Source organism: Zooshikella harenae (genome assembly GCF_018837975.1).
GTDB classification, from domain to species: Bacteria; Pseudomonadota; Gammaproteobacteria; order Pseudomonadales; family Zooshikellaceae; genus Zooshikella; species Zooshikella harenae.
The window spans coordinates 1-2,096 of the sequence record NZ_JAGSOY010000204.1; the positions used below are offsets into that span (position 1 = coordinate 1).

The window sequence follows — 2,096 nt, forward strand, 5'->3', positions numbered from 1 at the left end:
CGCCGGTATGGCAGAAACGCCAGAGGCATCAGATTTTACGTCAATCCAAGCACGGATGGTGGCTTGGGCCAAGCGTCAACAGAAAAGAAAGCCACGAAATCAGTCCTTTGTACGAAAAACAAAACTGCCTAAACAAACCCTACCTGTCGTACCTCTATTGCGTTTTTCTAATAATGAAAAACAAGGAAAGAAAACGACAATTCCCTTCAGTTTAAAAGACTATTTGCAGTTAGTTGATTGGTTAGGCCGTGTTATCCGTGATGATAAGCGTAGTGCCATTAGTGAGCAACAACCACCTATTCTTGAGCGTCTAAATATCAATAAAGATGAATTGCTTGCATATGTAAGCCGTAAAGAAAAACGTTTTATTGATGTTGTTGGAACGGAAAATAGTATTCAGCAAGCAGTGACGCAATGGCAGCGTAAATTTATTAAAGGTATTAAACTTGCTAAGCAACTATTTTCAGGAAGGAGTGTTCAATATAATTAGTTTGATAGCTGTAAACGTTATATCTACGCAATTTATATGCTTTGTAAGGAAGGGCTGTCGTTAAAAAATAGGCATTAAATCTTTGTTTTTTTAGCTCGATCATCCTATAACCATAAAAAAATAGCCTGTACGTACATTAATTGATAATTATATTTTTCTTGTGGGTAAGTCATTTTTCTGTAATTTGATATTTGTTAAAAAGTGGGTGTCCTTTTTTCTTTTCCTATAGGAAAAAGTGGGAAGCAGATAAGGCAGCATTATCGCAACTAGAGCAGCTTAAGAATGAAGAATATGATCCCGTTGCAATGGATGCTCAACTTAAGAGAGACCGAGCAATATTAATAGAAGCTCACGACTGCATGTGTACAACTCCTGCGTACACAGAGTTGATGGAACGTTATAGGATACTTGAAAGTATCTATTCCTTAAAATTATCTCCCGTTTATGACCCAAATACTTTTGAAGGCAGGAGACGATTTGTTGAGGAGCACTCTTCTGATGTATTAGATGTGAGAGCAGGAGCAGCACCTCCACAAACGAGTAAAGGAGGAGGGTTAACTAGAGAGAAAGTTCCAAACAGTAGCGCTACAAAGCTTGGTAAAAGCCCGCAGTTTTTCAAAACTGAAACAAGTTGGAAGGCTTCAGGTAAAGGTACAGGAAACACCTATAAGGTTTATCAACAAGAGATTGATTGGGGGTTGGAAGTAAAGCCTGGCGTCACAAATTTGGATTTGGCTAAAGCCGGGCGATCTCCTTTTATTAGAAAAGATGGTGAATTAGAACAAATACAGCTTCATCATTCGAGACAAAATGCAAATGGCCCTCTTTATGAGTTAATTCGTAAAACGCACTTAAAGACTAAATCAGGTCAAGGCAGGGAGGCTGTGCATCCATATGGAAGTCAACCTCATCCTGATTTTCCTGTGGATAGGGCTTTGTTCAAAAAAGAAGTTCCACAATATTGGATGGATCGTGCTAGAGAGGCAATGCAATGATACCAGAGAAATTGTCAGCGCTTGTGGAAAAACAAGCCGGTAATGTTCATAGGTCTAATATTGACTCTGTGAATCAAGCTCTTATGAAATTGGATGTTCCTGTTGAAAGTGAGTTTGCCGAGTTTTTTCTTACCTATACTATTACACTTTTTCTAAGTGATGTATCGGATGAAGAATTATGTGATATTGCAGAACCCTCTGAACAAATAAAAGATGGTACAGAATTTGTTCATGAAGTATGGGGATTGCCTGAAAATTACATTTGTTTCACCACTGTTGAGGGGGAAGGCTGTTATTTGTACGACAAGATTACCGGTAAAGTATGGGATTTTGAATTAAAAACAAGAGATAGTTTTTTGAGAGGTGAAATCTCGGCAAAATGGGGTGGGTTCTATAAGTTCATGATTTGGTACTTGGGAGGGTAGATTATAGAAAAGAAGGGGACACCCTAGATTTGATGCTGATCAAAAAATAGTCTGTTGCATGTGGTTATGATGCAAAAAAATGATCCGGATGTCGGCCGATTCCTGAGCATGGATGCCTGGGAGGGGGATTTAACCCTCGCGCCGAGTTTGCATAAGTATTTGTATGCGTATGGGAATCCGTTGGTT

General features: G+C 39.0%; 2 protein-coding genes and 1 pseudogene. All 3 read left to right on the plus strand.

Translation table 11 applies throughout. The features are described 5' to 3' along the window. A pseudogene (locus KCG35_RS24830) lies at positions 1-490 on the plus strand (hypothetical protein); the annotation flags it as partial. 191 nt (positions 491-681) lie between these two features. Further along, positions 682-1,485 carry an HNH/ENDO VII family nuclease gene (locus tag KCG35_RS24835; protein WP_215822540.1) on the plus strand — a complete coding sequence of 268 codons (804 nt, stop codon included), beginning with the start codon at positions 682-684 and terminating at the stop codon, positions 1,483-1,485. After that, positions 1,482-1,910 (plus strand): hypothetical protein, encoded by a 429-nt coding sequence (locus tag KCG35_RS24840; protein WP_215822541.1) that lies wholly within the window; start codon positions 1,482-1,484, stop codon positions 1,908-1,910. Before KCG35_RS24835 ends, KCG35_RS24840 begins: the two co-directional genes overlap by 4 nt. Positions 1,911-2,096 lie beyond the last annotated feature (186 nt).

What these genes read in the sequence shown, in the direction of transcription:
- KCG35_RS24840 (WP_215822541.1), top strand. Translation starts at nt 1,482, where the DNA reads ATGATACCAGAGAAATTGTCAGCGCTTGTGGAAAAACAAGCCGGTAAT.